General features: G+C 64.8%; 16 protein-coding genes. 6 read left to right on the forward strand and 10 right to left on the reverse strand.

Annotated elements, in window-relative coordinates; all coding sequences use genetic code 11:
• Window positions 1-14: 14 nt before the first annotated feature.
• From NQE15_RS05955 to NQE15_RS05985, 7 genes are all read right to left on the reverse strand, one after another.
• On the reverse strand, window positions 15-1,067 hold the full coding sequence (locus NQE15_RS05955) for a type I glyceraldehyde-3-phosphate dehydrogenase (RefSeq protein WP_265947461.1): 1,053 nt from the start codon (window positions 1,065-1,067) through the stop codon (window positions 15-17).
• 68 nt (window positions 1,068-1,135) lie between these two features.
• A complete protein-coding gene (gene gap / locus NQE15_RS05960) occupies window positions 1,136-2,164 on the reverse strand; it encodes a type I glyceraldehyde-3-phosphate dehydrogenase (protein WP_265947463.1) in 1,029 nt (342 codons plus the stop codon).
• Between the two features lie 31 nt (window positions 2,165-2,195).
• A complete protein-coding gene (gene tkt / locus NQE15_RS05965) occupies window positions 2,196-4,202 on the reverse strand; it encodes a transketolase (RefSeq protein ID WP_265947465.1) in 2,007 nt (668 codons plus the stop codon).
• A gap of 108 nt (window positions 4,203-4,310) precedes the next feature.
• On the reverse strand, window positions 4,311-4,970 hold the full coding sequence (locus NQE15_RS05970; protein WP_265947467.1) for a hypothetical protein: 660 nt from the start codon (window positions 4,968-4,970) through the stop codon (window positions 4,311-4,313).
• 44 nt (window positions 4,971-5,014) lie between these two features.
• Window positions 5,015-6,028 (reverse strand): class 1 fructose-bisphosphatase, encoded by a 1,014-nt coding sequence (locus NQE15_RS05975; protein ID WP_265947469.1) that lies wholly within the window; start codon window positions 6,026-6,028, stop codon window positions 5,015-5,017.
• 33 nt (window positions 6,029-6,061) lie between these two features.
• The gene (locus tag NQE15_RS05980) at window positions 6,062-8,554 is read right to left on the reverse strand and encodes an EAL domain-containing protein (RefSeq protein ID WP_265947471.1); all 2,493 of its coding nucleotides are present in this window, start codon (window positions 8,552-8,554) and stop codon (window positions 6,062-6,064) included.
• A gap of 74 nt (window positions 8,555-8,628) precedes the next feature.
• Window positions 8,629-9,195, reverse strand: a complete 567-nt coding sequence (locus NQE15_RS05985) for a thioredoxin family protein (RefSeq protein WP_265947473.1) — start codon at window positions 9,193-9,195, stop codon at window positions 8,629-8,631.
• 40 nt (window positions 9,196-9,235) lie between these two features.
• Here NQE15_RS05985 and NQE15_RS05990 point away from each other — a divergent pair, with 40 nt between their 5' ends.
• The 4 genes from NQE15_RS05990 to NQE15_RS06005 are packed head-to-tail and all read left to right on the forward strand — an operon-like array spanning window position 9,236 to window position 13,104.
• Complete coding sequence (locus tag NQE15_RS05990) at window positions 9,236-9,973, forward strand: 16S rRNA (uracil(1498)-N(3))-methyltransferase (protein ID WP_265947475.1); 738 nt, start codon at window positions 9,236-9,238, stop codon at window positions 9,971-9,973.
• Between the two features lie 4 nt (window positions 9,974-9,977).
• Window positions 9,978-11,486 carry a polyphosphate:AMP phosphotransferase gene (gene pap, locus NQE15_RS05995; protein ID WP_265947477.1) on the forward strand — a complete coding sequence of 503 codons (1,509 nt, stop codon included), beginning with the start codon at window positions 9,978-9,980 and terminating at the stop codon, window positions 11,484-11,486.
• A complete protein-coding gene (gene argA, locus NQE15_RS06000; protein WP_265947479.1) occupies window positions 11,483-12,802 on the forward strand; it encodes an amino-acid N-acetyltransferase in 1,320 nt (439 codons plus the stop codon). Before pap ends, argA begins: the two co-directional genes overlap by 4 nt.
• 29 nt (window positions 12,803-12,831) lie before the next feature.
• On the forward strand, window positions 12,832-13,104 hold the full coding sequence (locus NQE15_RS06005) for an oxidative damage protection protein (protein ID WP_265947481.1): 273 nt from the start codon (window positions 12,832-12,834) through the stop codon (window positions 13,102-13,104).
• Window positions 13,105-13,150: 46 nt separating this feature from the next.
• Here NQE15_RS06005 and NQE15_RS06010 read toward each other — a convergent pair whose 3' ends face one another.
• Together NQE15_RS06010 and NQE15_RS06015 are read right to left on the reverse strand one after the other, a co-directional pair.
• Complete coding sequence (locus NQE15_RS06010) at window positions 13,151-13,321, reverse strand: hypothetical protein (protein WP_265947483.1); 171 nt, start codon at window positions 13,319-13,321, stop codon at window positions 13,151-13,153.
• A gap of 14 nt (window positions 13,322-13,335) precedes the next feature.
• Entirely contained in the window at window positions 13,336-15,294 is a 1,959-nt protein-coding gene (locus NQE15_RS06015) for a PhoX family protein (protein ID WP_265947485.1), read from the reverse strand.
• Window positions 15,295-15,400: 106 nt separating this feature from the next.
• Between NQE15_RS06015 and NQE15_RS06020 the strand changes: the two genes are divergently transcribed.
• Window positions 15,401-17,377 carry a methyl-accepting chemotaxis protein gene (locus tag NQE15_RS06020; RefSeq protein ID WP_265947487.1) on the forward strand — a complete coding sequence of 659 codons (1,977 nt, stop codon included), beginning with the start codon at window positions 15,401-15,403 and terminating at the stop codon, window positions 17,375-17,377.
• 3 nt (window positions 17,378-17,380) lie between these two features.
• Here NQE15_RS06020 and NQE15_RS06025 read toward each other — a convergent pair whose 3' ends face one another.
• A complete protein-coding gene (locus NQE15_RS06025; RefSeq protein WP_265947489.1) occupies window positions 17,381-17,620 on the reverse strand; it encodes a hypothetical protein in 240 nt (79 codons plus the stop codon).
• Window positions 17,621-17,754: 134 nt separating this feature from the next.
• Between NQE15_RS06025 and NQE15_RS06030 the strand changes: the two genes are divergently transcribed.
• Window positions 17,755-19,590: a GGDEF domain-containing protein gene (locus tag NQE15_RS06030; protein WP_265947491.1), complete on the forward strand. Its 1,836-nt coding sequence runs from the start codon at window positions 17,755-17,757 to the stop codon at window positions 19,588-19,590.

Here is a 19,590-nt window from a genome sequence, read left to right on the forward strand (position 1 = left end):
CCTCCTGAGGATTATTAAATGACGGATTCTTGCGTCCAGCGTTGTGACCAGTAGTCGGCCACTTCTAGCATGCGGTTGGCAAAGCCCCATTCGTTGTCAAACCAGACGAACAGGTTTACCAAATGGGTGCCGGCGGTCCGCGTCTGGCTGCCATCGACGATGGCCGAATGCGGGTCGTGGTTGAAATCGATCGAGGCGTGTGCCTCTTCGGAGTAGGCGATCAGTTTTTTCAGCGGACCGCCGGCGGCTTCGGCGAGCAGGCGGTTGATGCTGGGCGCCGAGACCGGGCGCTGGGTGCTGATAGTCAGGTCGATGGCCGAGACGTTCAGGGTCGGGACGCGGATCGCCTTGGCCTGGACGCGCCCGCCCAGTTGCGGCAGCAGGCGTTCGACGCCGCGGGCCAGCCCGGTCGACACCGGGATGATCGACTGCATCGCCGAGCGTGTGCGGCGCAGGTCGTCGTGGTGATAGCCGTCGATCAGCGGCTGGTCGTTCATGACCGAATGCAGGGTAGTGAGCAGCACCTGCTCGATGCCGATCTCGCGGTCGAGCAGCGAAAGGACGGGAACGATGGCATTGGTCGTGCAGGAAGCGGCCGAGACCAGGCGCTCGTTGCCGCTCAGGCTGTGCTGGTTGATGCCATTGACGATGGTCGCATCGACGTCCTCGCCACCGGCCCCGGGGTGCGAGAGCAGCAGGCGCGGGCAACCGGCAGCGATGAAACGGCTGAGCTCGGCGCGGCTGCCGTAGGCGCCGGAACATTCGACCAGCAGGTCGATGCCCTGGCCTCGCCAGTCGACCGCTTCCGGCTGGCGGGCATGGCTGACCGCGATGCGCTGGCCGTCGATCAGCAGGCTGTTGTCGCCGATCTCGACTCGGCCGGGAAAACGGCCGTGTGTCGAATCGTAGCGCGACAGATAGGCGATGCTCTCGAGATTGGCCGGCTCGTTGATGGCAACGACCTGCAGACGGTGATCCGCCGGGTTCTCCAGCAGCGCCCGCAGAAAACAGCGGCCGATCCGGCCGTAGCCGTTGATGGCAAGACGCAGGGGAGAGTTTTTGGGCACGGTTCCGATGGCTTTTCTGCGGGGTGAAACAAAAGGGGCCTTGCGGCCCCCTTTTTGCAACAAACAGCTTACTTGGCGTTCATCCAGGCGCGGGCAGCGTCCAGCATACGGCAGGAGTAGCCCCATTCGTTGTCGTACCAGGCCAGGACCTTGACCAGCGTGCTGCCATCTTCGCCCTTGATGACGCGGGTCTGCGTCGCATCGAAGGTCGAGGAAACGGTGGTGTGGTTGAAGTCGGAGGAGACCAGCGGCTCGTTGTTGACGTCGAGGATGCCCTTGAGCGGACCGTTGGCGGCGGCGGTCATCAAGGCGTTGATTTCTTCCTTGGTGGTGGCGCGCTCGGCGGTGAAGGTCAGGTCGACCAGTGAGACGTTGATGGTCGGCACGCGCAGCGCAAAACCATCGACCTTGCCAACCAGTTGCGGCAGCACGAGACCGACTGCCTTGGCAGCGCCGGTCTTGGTCGGGATTATGTTGGCGGCGGCGGCACGGGCACGGCGCAGGTCCTTGTGGCGGACGTCGACGGTGACCTGGTCGTTGGTGTAGGCGTGGATGGTGGTCATCAGGCCCTGCTTGATGCCGATCGCGTCGGACAGGATCTTGGCGACCGGGGCCAGGCAATTGGTTGTGCACGAGGCGTTGGAGACGACGGTCATGTCGGCCTTCAACGCACCTTCATTGACACCGACGACGATGGTGGTGTCGACATCATCGCCGCCCGGGGCGGAAATCAGCACGCGCTTGGCGCCCTGTTCGAGCAGCGCGCCGGCCTTTACCTTGGAGGTGTAGGCACCGGTGCATTCGAGCAGAATGTCGACGCCGTGGTCGGCCCAGTTGATGTCCTTCGGGTTCTTGGTCGAGTAGAAGGCGATCTTCTTGCCGTCAACGATGATGCAGTTCTCACCTTCGGTCTCGACGCTGGTGCGGAAACGACCGTGCGTGGTGTCGTACTTCAGCAGATGGGCGTTGGTGGCCAGGTCGCCGGCCGCGTTGATGGCGACGACGTCGAACTCGTTCTGCAGACCCTGCTCGTAAATGGCGCGCAGTGTGCAGCGTCCGATACGACCGAAACCGTTGATTGCAACCTTGATAGCCATGAAGCCTCTCCTCTGGAAAAAACCGTAAAAATCAGGACAAAAGTTCTTTTGCCGTCTTGACGACGTTGCCGACGGTGAACCCGAACAATTCAAAGAGCTGGCCGGCCGGTGCCGACTCGCCGAAATGGTCGAGACCGATCACGGCGCCGTGCAGGCCGACATACTTGCGCCAGAAGTCGGGATGCGCAGCTTCGATGGCGATGCGGGTCTTGCAGGCGCCGACCACGGATTTCCTGTACTCCTCACTCTGCCGGTCGAAGACGTTGGTGCAGGGCATCGAGACGACGCGTGTCGCGATGCCTTCGCCGGCCAGCGCGGCCTGGGCGTCGAGCGCCAGCTTGATTTCGGAGCCGGTAGCGATGAAGGTGATCCGCGGTTCGCCGACGCAGTCGGAGAGCACGTAGCCGCCCTTGGCGATGTCGGCATCGGCAACCTTCTGCGTCACGGTCGGCAGGTTCTGGCGGGACAGGGCGAGCAGGCTGGGGCCGGTGGTCCGTTCGATGGCCGCCGTCCAGGCGATGGCCGTTTCGGTGGCATCGGCCGGGCGCCAGACGTCGAGGTTGGGAATGATGCGCAGGCTGGGGATGTGCTCGACCGGCTGGTGGGTCGGGCCGTCTTCGCCGAGGCCGATCGAGTCATGGGTATAGACCATGATCTGGCGTTGCTTCATGAGCGCCGCCATGCGGATGGCGTTGCGGGCGTAATCCGAGAAGACCAGGAAGGTGGCGGTGTAGGGAATCAGGCCGCCATGCAGGGCGAGGCCGTTGGCAATCGCTGTCATGCCGAATTCGCGGACGCCGTAGTAGCAGTAGTTGCCGCCTTCTGTGCGGGTGACGCCCTTGCTGCCCTTGACGAAGGTCAGGTTGGAGCCGGCCAGGTCGGCCGAGCCGCCGAAGACTTCCGGTACCGCCGGGACCAGCGCGGCGATGGCGTTCTGCGAAGCCTTGCGGCTGGCGATGTTTTCGGCTTTCTCGCGGCAGGCAGCGATGTAGGTCGCCTTGGTCGCTGCCCAGTCGGCCGGCAGTTGGCGCTGCATGACGCGGCGCTCGAACTCGCCGGCTTCGGCCGGGAAGGTGGCTTGGTAGGCCTTGAAGCGGGTGGTCCAGTTTTCCTCGAAGGTGGCGCCGCGCGGCTTGCCGTTCCAGGCGGCGTACACGTCGCCCGGAATTTCGAAGGGCGCGTGGTTCCAGCCGATGTAGGCGCGGGCGGCGGCGATTTCGTCCTTGCCGAGCGGGGCTCCGTGGCAATCGTGGCTGCCCTGCTTGTTCGGGGCACCCATGCCGATGGTGGTCTTGCAGCAGATCAGGCTCGGTTTGTCGGTGACCGCCTTGGCGGCGAGCAGCGCGCGTTCGATGGCTTCGCTGTCATGGCCATCGACATCGGCGACGACATGCCAGCCGTAAGCTGCGAAACGCTTTGGCGTGTTGTCGGTGAACCAGCCTTCGACGTGACCGTCGATGGAAATGCCGTTGTCGTCCCAGAAGGCGATCAGCTTGCCCAGGCCGAGGGTGCCGGCCAGCGAGCAGGCTTCATGGGAAATGCCTTCCATCAGGCAGCCGTCGCCGAGGAAAGCGTAGGTGTGGTGATTGACGATTTCGTGGCCGGGCTTGTTGAACTCGGCGGCCAGCACCTTTTCGGCCAGTGCGAAGCCGACGGCGTTGCTGATGCCCTGGCCGAGCGGGCCGGTCGTCGTTTCGATACCGGCGGTGTAGCCGAATTCCGGGTGGCCCGGCGTCTTGGCGTGGAGCTGGCGGAAATTCTTCAGGTCGTCGATCGACAGGTCGTAGCCGGTCAGATGGAGCAGGGCGTAGACCAGCATCGAGCCATGGCCGTTCGACATCACGAAACGGTCGCGGTCGGGCCAGTGCGGGTTGGCCGGATTGTGACGCAGGTGGCGACGCCAGAGCACTTCGGCAATTTCGGCCATCCCCATCGGGGCGCCGGGATGCCCGGAATTGGCCTGCTGCACGGCATCCATGGCCAGGGCGCGGATGGCGCCGGTCAGGGGTGAAAACTTGGGAGGGTTGCTGACGCTCATGATCCGGAATTCCAGCCTGCTGAAAAGGTGAAATTATCCGGGAAAAGGGCCCTTTTGGGTAGGGCGAAGTTGGCATCCGGCAGGTAAAAAGCCTGCCGGAGTACCCAGTTACATCTTCGGGTCGTAATTGATCATCATCAGCACGCCACGGCCACCACCCCAGCTACCGCCGGTGTAGGAAACGCTGCCCTGGCCGCGATAGACGACCTCGTAGCGGTAACGGTCAGTACCGTAATAGAAAGGAATGAAGGCCTTGCCGGTGGGCATGGTGCGTACGTCGTTGCTGGTGCCGCCGAGGATGCGTTCGACTTCCGGTTGTTCCATGCCGATCTGCAGCTTGGCCCATTTGCTGCCCGGCGGGATGTTGCCGTAAACCTCACCCTCGAAGGTGCCGTCGCGCGACTTGACGATGCGCGGCTTACTGGCTTCGGCCGGTTTCTCGGCCTCCTTGGTGGGGGCCGGTTCGGCAGCCTTGGTCGCGGTGGCGGCGGTCTTCGGTTTGGCCGGCTCGCAATCGACGGCTTCCGGTTCGGTCTTGGTGGTGGTCTTGGTCGAGGTCGTCTTTTTGGTGGTCTTGGTCTTGGACTTTGCAGTGGTCTTCTTGGTCGTCGATTCGGGCGGGCATTCCGGCTTGCTGGCTACCGGGGCCGCGGCAGGGGCTGGTGTGGCGGCTGCTGCGGGTGTGCTGTCGGGCTTGGTTTCCTTGCTGGCACAGCCGGCGCCGACGGCGGCGACGGCGACGATGAGGGCGAGGGTAGGCAGATGCATGGCGGAATTCCTCCGGGGCGTGGATGGGGTCAATTTACATCAATTCAGGCGGCATGATATCCGGCGACGCGTTCGACCTCGTTCTTCGAACCGAGGATGACCGGCACGCGCTGGTGCAGCCGCTCCGGCACGATGTCGAGAATGCGCTGGCGACCAGTGGTGGCGGCGCCGCCGGCCTGTTCGACCAGCATTGCCATCGGGTTGGCTTCGTACATCAGGCGCAGCTTGCCGCCCTGTTGGCGGACCTTCTCGTCCATCGGGTACATGAAGATGCCGCCGCGGGTCATGATGCGATGCACGTCGGCCACCATCGAGGCCACCCAGCGCATGTTGTAGTCCTTGCCGAGGGGGCCTTCCTTGCCCGCCTGCATTTCGCCGACATAGCGCTGGACCGGCGCTTCCCAGAAGCGCTGGTTGGCCATGTTGATGGCGAATTCCTTGGTCTCGGCTGGAATCTGCACCTGGTCCTGGGTCAGGATGAAGACGCCCTGTTCGCGGTCGAGGGTGAAGACGGCGACGCCGTCGCCGACGGTCAGCACGAGCAGCGTGGTCGGGCCATAGACGGCATAGCCGGCGGCGACCTGGGCGGTACCCGGTTGCAGGAAGGCGGCTTCGGCGGCGGCCGGGGTCGATAGATCGGCGCCTTCCGGGCACTTGAGCACCGAGAAAATGGTGCCGATCGAGACATTGACGTCGATGTTTGAGGAGCCGTCGAGCGGGTCGAAAGTCAGCAGGTACTCGCCCTTGGGGAAACGGTGCGGCACCAGGTGGGGCAGGTCCATTTCCTCGGAGGCCATGGCCGCCAGGTGGCCACCCCATTCGTTGGCTTCGAGCAGGATTTCATTGGACAGTACGTCGAGCTTCTTCTGCGCTTCGCCCTGCACGTTGTCGCTGCCGGCTTCGCCGAGCACGCCGCCCAGGCCGCCCTTGCCGATGGCGATCGAAATCGCCTGGCAGGCGCGGGAGACGATTTCGATCAGGAATTTCAGGTCGGCGGTGATGACGCCTTTGTTGCGTTGTTCTTCGGTGAGATAGCGGGCCAGCGTGCGCTCTGCCATGGCGGGTTCCTGCAGTGAACGAAAGCGCGAATTTTAACCCGGCACTTCGCAGGCGTGCAGAAAGGCAAAGGCGGCGGCGCTGCTCAGCGGCTTGCTGAACAAATAGCCCTGGACTTCGTCGCAACCGTTGGTGCGCAGCAGTTCGAGCTGGTCTTCGGTCTCCACCCCTTCGGCGATGACGTTGAGGCCCAGCGAATGGGCCAGCGCGATGGTGCCGAAGGCGATGGCGCGGTCGTTGAGGTCGTGTTCGATATCGGCGACGAAGGAGCGGTCGATCTTCAGGTGGTCGATCGGGAACAGCTTGAGGTAGGCCAGCGAGGAATAGCCGGTGCCGAAATCGTCGATCGCCAGCGAGACGCCCATGCGCCCGAGGCGCTCGAGAATGAGCACGGCCTCTTCCGGGTTTTCCATCACCGAACTTTCAGTGATCTCCAGTTCCAGCAATTCGGGCGGCAGGCCGGACTCGGCGAGCACGCCGGCCACCGTCTCGCAGAAGTCGCGGCGCCGCAACTGGCGGGCCGAGACATTGACTGCCATGCGGATCGGCGTCAGGCCGGCGTCGATCCAGTGCTTCATCTCACGGCAGGCATTGAGCAGCACCCATTCGCCGATCTCGACGATGATGCCGCTCTCCTCGGCGACCGGGATGAAGCGGTCCGGGGCGATCATGCCGTCGGTCGGGTGATGCCAGCGGACCAGCGCCTCGACCCCGGTCGGCTGCCGGCGGTCGGCGCGGAACTGGGGCTGGAAACAGAGCGCCAGTTCGTTGCGGGCGATGGCGTGGCGCAGCTTGCGCTCGATATCGAGGCGCTCGGCGGTGACCCGGTTCATGTCGGCGGCGAAGAACTGGAAATTGTTCCGGCCGGCCGCCTTGGCGTGATACATCGCGGTGTCGGCATTTTTCAGGATGCTGTCGCCGTCCGGGCCGTCGTCCGGGAAGATGCTGATGCCGATCGACGGGCTGGTGTGCAGTTCGTGGCCCTCGGCCTCGATTGCCGTTGACAGCGTCGCGACGATCTTGCTGGCGACGATGGCGGCGTCCGACGGCGAGTTGATGCCGGGCAGAATGACGACGAACTCGTCGCCGCCGAGGCGGGCGACGAAGTCGGTTTCGCGGACGACGCTGGACAGCCGGCAGGCGACTTCGCGCAGCATTTCGTCGCCGACCTGGTGGCCAAGCGTGTCGTTGATGATCTTGAAGCGGTCGAGATCGATGAACATGATCGCGATGCTCCACTGGTGGCGGCGCGCCTCGGGCAGCAACTGGGCGAGGCGCATGAGCAGCGCGAGGCGGTTGGGCAGGCCGGTCAGCGCGTCGTGCTGGGCGATATGCCGCATCCGTTCCTCGGTCTGCCGGCGTTCGGTGATATCGGCGAGAATCCAGATGTAGTGGGCCGCCATCCCACTGTGCGGGTCGTCGACGCGGGTGACGCGGATGCCGGCCGGGAAATCGCCACCATTCTTCTTGGTGATTTCCAGCTCGCCGTTCCACGAGCCGCGCCGGGCAATACCTTCCTGGAAGACTTCGGGCGTTTCTTCCTTGGGCAGATTGATCAGTCCGAAAACCGTATGGCCGAGCAGCTCGAAGGGCTCGTAGCCGGTCATCTGGCTGGTCGCCGGATTGATCGAGAGAATGCGGTGGGCGTCGTCGGTGAAGATGATGCCGGCCGGCGTGTGGGTGAACACCTTTTGCGCCAGTTGGTCACGCTCGGCGCTGGTGCGGCGCTCGGTGACGTCGGTGTAGATGGTGACAAAGCCGCCGTCGGCCAGGGGGACGCCGCGGATGTCCAGGGTTCGGCCATTCGGCCGGGTGCGCTCGATATGGTGGTGCGTCGGTTTCCTGGCGCGCGCCAGCAATTCGCCGACAATGGTTTCCGGATCGCCCGGGCCGTATTCGCCACGCTCGGCATTGAAGCGAAAGATGCTCTCCAGGGTGACCGGTCCCTGATCAATCAGCGTCGGCGGCAGGTCGAGCAGGCGGAGCAGTTCCTGGTTGTGGAGGATCAGTTGCTGATCCTTGTCGAACAGGCTGACTGCGCTCGGGATGCTCTCGATCACCGTCTGCAGCAAGTCGTGCTGGGCGCGCAGGGCTTCTTCGGCCGCCTTGCGCTCGGTGATGTCGGTGTAGGTAGTGATGAAACCGGTCAGTTGGCCGTCGATGAAGAGCGGTTCGCCCTGGACGAGATGGGTGCGGCCGCTGGGCCGGGTGCGTTCGAAGCTATGGGCCTCGAATTTTTCGGCTAGTTCGGTTTTCCGGCGAACATGCGTATCGACATCGCCGGGCCCGTATTCGCCGCGCAGTGCCGGGATGCGGATCAGGTCGGAAAAATGAACCCCGTCGTATACCGCCTCGGCCGGCAGATTCAGAACCTCAAGGAAGCCGTCGTTCCAGACCCGCAGGCGCAGATTTTCGTCGAAGACACTGATGCCTTGCGGCATGCTGGACAGCACCGCCTTCAGGTAGGCGTGCTGGCGCCGGGTTTCGCCGTTTGATGCAGAGGTGTCCAAGGGTTCCAAAATGGCCATTTAACGCGTTGTACAGTGGTAAATGATAGCCCATGCCCCAGGCCGGAAAATGAGGTGGCGCAAGTTTTTGGCTATTACGCGGCGGTGTCGCCCCGCCACTTGATCGAGCAACCGATCGAGGCGATCTGGGCGGTGGGTCCATGGCCGCTGGCGGCGATTTCGCGCATCGCCTCGAACAGCTCGCGGGGGGCGTCGGGCGGGCCGGGGTTGCGCCCGGAGGCGTCGAGCCGGCCGCGATATTGCAGCTCCAGGCGGGCGTTGTAGCCGAAGAAATCCGGCGTGCACACCGCACCATAGGCGCGGGCGACCTGCTGGCTTTCGTCGTAGAGATAGGGAAAGGGGAAGGCCAGTTCGGCGGCCCATTGTTGCATCTTGTCGGGCGCGTCTTCCGGGTAGTCGGCGACATCATTGCTCATGATCGCGACGCAGCCGATGCCGTGGCCGGCCAGTTCGCGGCAGTCGCGCAGCAGGCGGTCGATGATCGCCTTGACGAAGGGGCAATGATTGCAGATGAACATCACCAGCAAACCATTGGGGCCACGGCAACTGGCCAGCGAATGGCGCCTGCCATCGGTGCCAGGCAGGTCGAAATCGATCGCCGGCTGGCCAAAATTACATACAGGCGGGTTTAATGCGACCATCTGTTCCCCTCCAAAAGGCATTTCGCCCATAATAGCATCGATGAATCTGCACCGTTTTTACTGCCGAGAAGCCCTTGCACCGGGCGCCCATGTCGAATTGCCCGAACCGGTGGCGCGCCACGCGGTGCGCGTCCTGCGCCTGCCGCCCGGGGCGCCGATGGTGCTCTTCGACGGGCGCGGCGGCGAATACCCGGCGCGCATCGAACGCATCGAGCGCGACCGCGTGCTGGCCGAGCTCGGCGCCTGGCAGGATGTCGAACGCGAGTCGCCGCTGGCGATCACCCTGGTACAGGCCCTGCAGGTTGGCGAGAAAATGGATTTCACCATCCAGAAGGCCGTCGAGCTCGGCGTCCGCGACATCGTGCCGGTCGAAAGCCGGCGCAGTGTCATGCGCCTGGCCGGCGAGCGCGCCGCCAAGCGGGTGGCCCACTGGCAGGGCGTCGCTGCCGCGGCCTGCGAACAATGCGGGCGCAATCAGGTGCCGCTGGTCGCGCCGCTGGAGAAGCTGGAAAACTGGCTGGCGCGCCCGACCCACGCCGCCTTGCGCCTGATGCTGGCGCCGGATGCCGAACAGACGCTGGTCGAGATTCCGCCGGCTGGAGAAGTGCAACTGTTGATCGGGTCGGAAGGGGGACTCGATCCGCAGGAGGTGATCGCGGCGACGCAGGCCGGTTTTCGGGCGGTCCGCCTGGGGCCGCGCGTGCTGCGCACGGAAACGGCGGGTCTGGCTGCGCTGGCGGCCATGCAGGCCATCTGGGGTGATTTCAGGGAGGGGTAGAACAATGTTCGAATCAGCTGAGCTGGGCCACAAGATCGACAAGGAAACCTTCAAGAAAGAGGTGCCGAAACTGCGCGCCGCCCTGCTTGATGTGCAGTACGACATGCTGGAGAAGAAGGAATTTCCGGTCGTCATCCTGATCAGCGGTGTCGATGGCAGCGGCAAGGGCGAAACCATCAACTTGCTCTACTCGTGGATGGACCCGCGCCATATCTCGACGCTGGCCTTTTCCGCCCCGACTGACGAAGAGCTGGCCCGCCCCTACATGTGGCGCTACTGGCGTGCCCTGCCGCCGCGCGGCAAGGTCGGCATCTTCGCCGGTTCCTGGTATTCGCAGCCGATTACCGACCGCATCACTGGCCATATGCGCCGTTCCGAAATGGACGAGCGCCTCGACGACATCAATCGTTTCGAGGCCATGCTGGTCAATGAGGGGGCGCTGGTCCTCAAGTTCTGGTTCCACCTTTCGAAGGACGGCCAGAAGACGCGGCTCAAGGCCCTGGAAAAGGATCCGCGCACAGCCTGGCGGGTGACCAAGGAAAGCTACGACCGCCTGAAGACCTACGGCAAGTTGCAGGAAGTCGCCGGCCATGTGCTGCGCGTCAGCAATACGGCGCATGCGCCGTGGATCATCGTCGAGGGCACCGACGACGAATACCGCTCACTGACCGTCGGCCGCATCGTACTCGACGCCATGCAGCGCCGCCTGCAGCAGGAAGGTCGGCAGCAGGTGCCGGTGGCGCCGCCGATCGTCCATACCATCGACCAGAAGAACGTGCTCAGTGCCCTCGACCTCAAGCTGAAACTGGACAAGAAGGCCTACGAGACGCAACTGGCCAAGTACCAGGCCCGGCTCTCGGAACTGGTGCGCGATCCGCGCTTCGTCGGCAAGCGCTCGCTGGTCATGGTCTTCGAAGGGGCGGACGCGGCCGGCAAGGGCGGCAGCATCCGCCGCATCGGGTCGGCGATGGATGCCCGGCAATACCAGATCGTGCCGATCGCCGCGCCGACCGAGGAAGAACGGGCGCAACCGTATTTGTGGCGTTTCTGGCGCCACCTGCCACGCCTTGGCCGGGCCGCGATCTTCGACCGCTCCTGGTACGGTCGCGTGCTCGTCGAACGGGTCGAGGGCTTCTGCTCCGAGGCCGACTGGCTGCGCGCCTATGCCGAGATCAACGACTTCGAGCACCAGATGGTCGATGCCGGTGCCATCGTCGTCAAATTCTGGCTGCAGATCAGCGCCGACGAGCAGTTGCGTCGTTTCAAGGAGCGCCAGGACACCGAGTTCAAGCGCTTCAAGATCACCGAAGAGGACTGGCGCAACCGCGAGAAATGGGATCAGTACGTCTCCGCCGTCTGCGACATGGTCGACCGCACGTCAACCGGGCTGGCGCCCTGGACGTTGGTTGAGGCCAACGACAAGAACTACGCCCGGGTCAAGGTGCTGAAAACGGTGTGCGAGCGCCTGGAAAGCGCCTTGAAGGACGACGACGGAAAATACGGCGACAAATGAGCGATACCCCTTACGACGAACACTTCGTTTCCTGGTTCCGGGCGGTCACGCCCTACATCAACGCCTTCCGCGGCAAGACCTTCGTCATTGCCTTCGGCGGCAAGGCGGTGGCCAGCGAGTTCGCCAAGACGCTGGCCTACGATGTCAATCTGCTGGTCAGCCTGGGCATCCGCCTGGTGCTGGTGCATGGGGCGCGACCGCAGATCGAGGAAGAGCTGCTCGAGAAGAATCTGGAGTCGATCTACCACCGCGGCTACCGGGTGACCGACGCGGCGGCACTCGATTGCGTGCTCGACGCGGTGGGCAGCGTCTATCTCGAAATCGAGGCCATGCTCTCGCAGGGCCTGCCCAACACGCCGATGGCCAATAGCCGGATTCGCGTGATCGGCGGCAATTTCATCACCGGCCAGCCGATCGGCGTCCTCGACGGCATCGACATGCAGTACGCCGGCAAGGTGCGCAAGGTCGACGCCGAGGGCATCAATGCCCAGCTCGGCCTCGGCAACATCGTCCTGCTCAACTGCGAAGGGCCGTCGCCGACCGGCGAAATCTTCAACCTGCAGATGGAAGAGGCGGCCGAGGCCGTGGCCGTGGCGATCCGCGCCGACAAGCTGGTCTATCTGACCGACAGCCGCGGGGTGACCGACAAGGAAGGTGAACTGCTCGACGCGATGACCGCCGACGAGGTGGACAAGACGCTGAGCGGCGGCGAGTGGCTGTCGCCCGACATCCGCCGCTACCTGCCGTGCACCGTGCGGGCGACGCGGGCCGGCGTTGGCCGCGTACACCTGATCAGCTACGAGCATGACGGCGCCCTGCTGCGCGAGTTGTTCACCCACGACGGGGTGGGCACCGTGGTCACCCGCGAATCGCTGGAAAACATCCGCGAGGCCAAGCCCGACGACATCGCCGCCCTGATCGCATTGATCGAGCCGATGGAGCAGGAGGGCATCCTGGTGCATCGGCCGCGCGAACTGCTCGAACGCGAAATCGAGCATTTCTCGATCATGCTCCACGACAACATCATCGTCGGCTGTGCGGCGCTCTATCCGCACTCCGAGGAAGAGGCCGAACTTGCCTGTCTGGCCGTGTCGCCCGACCAGCGCGAATGGGGTTACGGCGAGCAGCTCATGAAGCGCATCGAGAAACGCGCCAAGAAAATGGGCATCAAGCGCCTCTTCGTGCTGACCACGCGCACCGAGCACTGGTTCGTCGAACGCGGCTTCAAGCTGGTCAGCGTGGACGACCTGCCGGCCAAGAAGCGCGACATGTACAACTATCAGCGGCGTTCGAAAGTTCTGTTCAAGACTTTATAATCTGCCGCATCAACCCCCTGGAGTTTCACATGGCACGTACCGTCAATTGCATCAAACTCGGCCGCGAGGCCGAAGGCCTGGATTTCCCGCCCTATCCGGGCGAGCTCGGCAAGCGCATTTTCGAATCGGTCTCGAAAGAGGCCTGGCAGCAGTGGATCAAGATGCAGACCATGCTGATCAACGAAAACCGCCTGAACCTGGTCGATGCGCGGCACCGCAAGTATCTGGCCGAGCAGGTTGAAAAGCATTTCTTCGGCGACGGCGCCGACCAGATCCAGGGTTACGTTCCCCCCAAGCCCTGATCCGGAAAAACCTCAACGAAGACCCGCTACGGCGGGTCTTCGCTTTTCAGGCCATCTTGTTCAGCGCAAAGAGCAGCAGTGCGCTGCCCGGAATGGCCGCGATGGCCAGGCGAAAGCTCGTGCGGCGCAGGCCTTCCCCGAGTTCCTCGATGAACTGCTCCATGCCATCGAACAACTCGGGAAAGGCGGCGATGTCGCTGCGACCGGTTTTTTCCATGGCAGTCTCCAAAGTCAGGTGGTAATCGGCTGGCCGTCGGGGCGGGTGATTGCGAGAGTGGCCGAACGCGGCCGCCCGCCGACGGCTTCCGGGAACTGGCTGGCCGGCCAGGCCGAGATCGCGGTCGGCCGAGCCGGGTCGGAACGTTCGCTGGTGCCTTCGCCGGGATGCTGGATATTGACGAAAAGTGTTTTGCCATCCGGCGTGGTCGTCATGCCGGTCAGTTCGCAGCCTTTCGGGCCGGTCAGGAAGCGGCGGGTTTCGCCGCTCCGCACATCGGCGACCAGCATCTGGTTGTTGCCGAGGCGGGCGTAGTCGCCCTGGTTCAGGACGCTGGTCGAGACGTCGGTCTGGATCCACAGCCGCCCGGCCCGGTCGAACCACAGGCCGTCCGGGCTGCCGTAGGCATCGCCCTTGATGGTACCGCGCTGGCCTGCGCTGGCATGCTGTGGGTCGCCGGTCAAGGCGAAGATGTCCCAGTCGAAGGTATTGGCCGCCGCATCCTGGCGACTTTCGCGCCAGCGCACGATATGGCCGAAGACGTTATCGGGGCGCGGGTTCGCGGCGTTCAGGCCGGCTCCGGCCGGGGTCCCGCGCTGGCTGTTGTTGGTCAGCGTGACATAGACCTCGCGACTCTGCGGATGCACCGCGATCCATTCCGGTCGGTCCATCTTGGTGGCGCCGGCGAGGTCGGCGGCCTGCCGGCAGCGGATCGCCACATCGCCCTGGTTGCTGAAGCCGTATTCGGGAGTCAGCGCCCCATTCGGATATTTTTCGCCGTGGCGCAGTGGCAGCCAGCGGCCTTTGCCATCGTCGCCAAAGCGGGCGACGTAGAGCGTGCCATGGTCGAGCAGGGTGGCAGTGTCGCTCTGCCCGGCGATGTAACGGTCGCGCGAGACGAACTTGTAGATGTATTCGAAACGCTCGTCGTCGCCCATATAGACGACGACCCGGCCGTCGCGGGCGAGGGTGACGGTGGCCCCCTCGTGCTTGAAGCGGCCGAGCGCGGTGCGTTTGACCGGCGCCGCCTGCGGGTTCCAGGGATCGATCTCGACCACCCAGCCGAAGCGGTTGGCTTCGTTCGGGTGGCGCGCCAGATCGAAGCGCTCGTCGAATTCGTGCCAACGGTAGCCGGCCGTCTTGCCGCTGATGCCGTAGCGCATCTGATCGGCGCTCGGCGTCGTCGGGGCCTTGAAGTAGCCGTTGAAATTCTCTTCGCAAGTCAGGTAGGTGCCCCAGGGCGTGACGCCCATCGCGCAGTTGTTCAGCGTGCCGAGCGCGAATTCGCCCCAGCGGTCGGTGGCGGTCAGCATCGCCGGGTGGGCGCGGGCCGGGCCGCTGATCCGGCACGGCGTATCGGCCGTGATCCGGCGCGCCCAGCGCGAGGGGCGGACGACCTGCCAGCCGTCCTTGGCGCGGCGCACTTCGATCACCGAAACGCCTGTCGCCGCCTTCGACTTGGCGACCTTCTCGGCACTCCAGTCAGCCATGCCGCCGACGTGGAGCAGGCCGTCGTCGGTGTATTCGTGATTGATGCAGATCAGGCCGTGCGTCGAGGAAGCATTGCCGCGTTCGACGAAAGGGAAGAAGTGCATGCCGTCGTGATGCATGCCGGCCTGCTGCAACTGCTCGGCGGCGCTGTCGGCGGCGTCGGCTCTGGCGCGCGGCCCGTCGGACACCGGATCGCCCCAGGCGTAGAGCAGCTGGGCGGCAAAGCCGCTGGCCAGGCGAACTTCGTCGGCGGTGGACGCGCTCAGCGTGGCGAAGTCGGGGAGCCGGCCGGCGGCCAGGGCGGGGAGCGGGAGGCCGACCGCGGCCAGCGCCCCGCCTCCGGCGGTCAGTACGGCGGCGGCGAGCAGGCGGCGGCGAAACGGATCGGCCAGGTTGTCCGGTGTCGGGTTGGCGATGGAGTCGGCAGCGGGTTCGAAGCAGGAATTCGGCATGGCGGTCCACGGGTAGTCGGTTGCCGGCAACTATCGCCAGCCATTGTTGCAGGAGCATGACGACGGCTTGTCACAGTAGCTTAACGAGCCCGCCCTATCGTGTCGCACTCCTTCTCCTGTCTCAGGTAGCGTTGTGTTGAAAAACGGATATGAATTTCTTCTTGGCCGCCTCGGCTTTCGCGGCTTCTTCGTCACCATCGGCCTGGTCTTTACCCTGGCCTTTCTGGCGGTCGCACTGCCGCATCTGCTCTTGCGCTGGGAAGCCAGGCAGGCCGCCGAGGCGCGTCTCGAAGCGATCCGCCTGAGCGAACCAGCGCGCCAATTGCTGCGTGAATTGCGTCAGCACCGGGCCCGGCTGTTCTTTGCCGGCGCCGGCGATGCCCAGGCGGCCACCGACTTGCCGGCCAGGATGCCCGAGCTTGCCGCCGTCCAGGATGGCGGCGACAAGCTGCGCGAACTGCTCGCCATCAGCCCGGAAGACAGCGCCGGACGCAAGCGGATGCAGTGGTTCGCCGCTTTCAGCGAGGCGAGCGATGGCCTGCAGCAGCAGATCACCGAGCGCCTGGGCAGTGCCGGCGGCATGCCGGGCGACGGCCATTTGCCGGTTCTGGCAGGAATCTGGATCAACGACTTGCCGCTCCTCACCGAGTCGCTTGCCCGCCTGCATGTGCTGGCCGGCGTCGCGGTGCGCGAAGGCATGGTCGCCGAGCGCCTGCGCCCCGAGCTGTCGGCTTCGATTGCCGTGGCGGCCCATGCACTGGCCAAGCTGCAACGGGAAATCGAGCCGCTGGCCGGCGCCGCGCCGGCCCTTGTTGACCTGCAGGCGCGCGTCGTCACCCTCGGCGAGCAATTCGAACTGATCCGCACGTTGGCCTATGGGTTGGCGCTGAGCAATACCGTGTATTCCACCGCCGAGGTCGAGAGCGCCATCGGCCAGCCCCTGACGCAGGCCGAGGAGATCGCGCAGCACAGCGAGCGGGCCGTGTTGGCCGCGCTCGGCGATGAACTGGAACGGGCCCGCTTCGACCTCTTGATGACGCTGCTGGTGATCGCCGGCAGCATGCTGCTTTCCTGCGGCGGCCTGTATCTGGCGTATTCCCGCCTGGCCTCGAGCATCGAACTGCTGGCCCGCGGCGCGCAGCAACTGGCGACCGGCGATCTGGCAGTGGCGATCGAACTGTCCGGCCAGGACGAATTGCAGCGGATCGCCGAATCGCTGCGCGCGGTACGCGACGGCATGCGTTCGCTGGTCGGCGAAATCGTCGCCAGTGCCCAGGCGCTGACCGCCGGCTCGCTTGCCTTCGCCCAGGCGGCCGGGGCCTCGGCTGAGCGGGCGCGGCAGCAGCAGGGCGATACCGCGCATGTCGTCAAGGCGGTTGAGGAGGCCGGACGCCAGGTCGCCGAGATCGCCCAGGCCGCCGGCGAGGGCGATGCCGTGGCCCGCAGCTCCGACCACCTGGCCAGTTCCGGCCTGGCTTCGGTCAGCCTGGCCAAACAGGTTCTCGAAGCCATGAACACCGACATCGGACTGGCGACAGCCTGTCTGGAACGCATGGAGATGGAGACGCGGCAAGTCTCGTCGGTGGTCGCGGTGATCGCCGGGATCGCCGAACAGACCAACCTGCTGGCACTCAATGCCGCCATCGAGGCGGCGCGGGCCGGCGAAAGCGGCCGCGGTTTTGCCGTGGTCGCCGACGAAGTGCGCAAGCTGGCAGAACGGACGGCGCAGAGCACCAAGGAAATCGGCCAGATGATCGGCCGCATGCAGGGTATTGCCGGCGAAACGGCGGTCGCCGTGCGCACGGCGGCCAGCCATGTGGCGAGCAGCAACGAAAGTGCCGGGGAGGCGGCCGCGGCGATGAGCCGGGTTCGGGATCAGGCGCGCCAGGTCGAGTCGGCCAGCACGCGGATCACGACGGCCCTGGTGACCCACCGCCGCGAGGCTGAGCGCATCGAGACACTGGTCGCCGGCATCGCCAGTCTGTCGCTGGAAAACGGCGAGGCCCTGCTCGGCGCTGCGCATTCGGCGCGCTCGCTGGAGAGCCTGGCCGCCGATTTGCGGCGGGCGATCGGGCGCTTCAGGCTGGCCGGAGCCGCATACAGTCCGGCCTGAAACTCAGGGGTGCAGCGGCCACTCGTGGCGCTGCTGCACTGTGCGCTCGGCAATACGGCGCGAATCCTCGCGATTGATCGCCGTTTGTTGCTGGCCGAAGGCGTCGCGTTCCTGGCGGGCACGGGCGGCGGCTTCAATGCTGCGGATGCAGCGCCAGCGCTCGCCATGGCTGGTCTTGAAGGGCCGCATCTGGTCCTTGGGGTGATGCACGCGGCAGCAGTAGCAGAAAACCATTTCAGTCATTTCAACCTCGGGGGAAAAGGAACCGACCTTGGCTACAAGCATGATAGGCCTCTATTGCAGGGTGATGACATTTATTTCAGGGCGTCACGGCAGTGAAATGTTTGCTTCCTAAACTGAAGGCCCTCTTTCTGTAGATGAATGTGATGCTTGTTGCGATGGATGTCGAAGCTGCCGAGTTGTGCCGGATCATGGCCGAAGGGCTGCTCTATCCAGTTTTTCAGCCGATCATGGATTTCCGCGTGCGGGCCATTCTCGGTTACGAGGCCCTGATCCGCGGCCCGGCGGACAGTGCCCTGCATCGTCCCGATCAGCTGTTCGCTGCCGCCGCCCGCAGCGGCGTCGCGCTCGATCTCGAACACGCCTGCCGCGAGGCCAGTCTGCGCGCCTTTGCCGCCCAGCGTCTGGCCGGCCGCTTGTTCCTGAACGTCACGCCGGGGTGTCTGCTCGATCACAAAATGATGAACGGCCACACCCGCGCCCTGCTCGCCGAGCTGGGCATCACGCCCAACCGCATCGTCATCGAATTGACCGAGAACCAGCAGATTACCGATCTGCCGGGCATCCACGAAGCCTTGCTGCACTATCGTGGGCGCGGGTTCCAGATCGCCATCGACGACCTCGGCGAAGGCTTCGCCAATCTGCGCATGTGGTCTGAGCTGCGCCCGGAATTCGTCAAGATCGACAAGCACTTCGTGCATGGCATCGCCGACGACCGCATCAAGTTCCATTTCGTGCGGGCGATGCAGGATCTGGCGGAAATCTGCAACGCCTCGCTGGTCGCCGAAGGCATCGAACGAGGCGACGATTTCACCTGCATCCGCGACATGGGCATCGCCTGCGGTCAGGGGTTTTTCATTGCGCGTCCCGAGACCCACCCGGTGCGCGTGTTGCCGGCCGGCATCGTGGCCGCCCTCGGACAGCAACGCCTGTCGCTGTCGCCGATGATGGGCGGCATGCCGACGGCGCGCACGCTGCTGCGGCCGATCGCGCCGGTGCCCGAGGATGCGACCAATGCGATGGTCATCGACCGCTTCGAGGCCGATCCGGAACTCGACGTGCTGCCGGTGGTGCACGAAGGTCAGCCGATCGGCATGATCAACCGCCACAGCATGATCGACCGCTTCGCCCGGCCCTTCCGCAAGGAACTGTTCGGGCGCAAGCCTTGCGAAATGTTCATGGACCACGCGCCGCTGGTCGTCGATCAGCATGCCACCATCCAGGAGCTGGCGCTGATGCTGGCGCTGGCCCCCAAGCATTACCTGTTCGACGGCTTCATCGTGACCGGCGATGGCTCCTACCTCGGGGTCGGCAGCAGCCACGACCTGATGGCGACGATCACCGAGATGCAGATCAGTGCGGCGCGCTACGCCAATCCGCTGACCCAGCTGCCCGGCAACGTGCCGATCAACGAGCACATCGACCGCATGCTGACGGCCGGCAGCAGCTTTGTCGCGGCCTATGTCGATATCGACAATTTCAAGCCTTACAACGATGCCTTCGGCTACCGGCGGGGCGATGACGTGATCCAGACGCTGGGCCGGCTGATCGGCGACATTGCCGACGAACGCCAGGATTTCGTCGGCCACATCGGCGGCGACGACTTCTTCGTGATCTTCCAGAGCGCCGACTGGGAAATGCGCTGCTGGCAGCTGGTCAGCGCCTTCGCCGAAGCCATGAACGCGCTGCTCAGCCCCGAGGAGCGGGCGCACGGCGGCTACATGGCGGAAAACCGGCGCGGGGAGCTGAGCTTTCAGGTTCTGCCGACGCTATCGGTCGGGGTGGTGCGCATCGGTCCCGGCGACTTCGAATCGCACCGCGAGGTGGCGGCCGCCGCCTCGGTGGCCAAGAAGCAGGCCAAGAAGAAATCGCGCGATCCGGCCAGCGAGTCGCTCGGCGGCAGCGTTTTTGTCGAGCGACGCCGCCCGGCCTCGGGGGAAGGAATGAACGTGCTGGCACGCGCCCTGAATTGA

The organism is Dechloromonas sp. A34, from assembly GCF_026261605.1.
GTDB lineage: Bacteria > Pseudomonadota > Gammaproteobacteria > Burkholderiales > Rhodocyclaceae > Azonexus.